The 204-nt window shown below is 49.5% G+C and carries 1 tRNA gene; it reads left to right on the forward strand.

The window, feature by feature from the left end:
• Positions 1–77 (forward strand) — tRNA-Ile (locus tag GVV58_RS15385).
• Positions 78–204: the final 127 nt, after the last annotated feature.

Here is a 204-nt window from a genome sequence, read left to right on the forward strand (position 1 = left end):
GGGTCTGTAGCTCAGTTGGTTAGAGCACACGCTTGATAAGCGTGGGGTCACAAGTTCAAGTCTTGTCAGACCCACCAAATCTGACTAACGCAGCATGCAAGTGCTGAAGCAAACAGAACGGAACGATACATTGACTTATTGATAAGCTGGGGACTTAGCTTAGTTGGTAGAGCGCCTGCTTTGCACGCAGGAGGTCAGGAGTTC

Source organism: Acinetobacter sp. 18QD2AZ41W (genome assembly GCF_009829025.1).
GTDB lineage: Bacteria > Pseudomonadota > Gammaproteobacteria > Pseudomonadales > Moraxellaceae > Acinetobacter > Acinetobacter pseudolwoffii.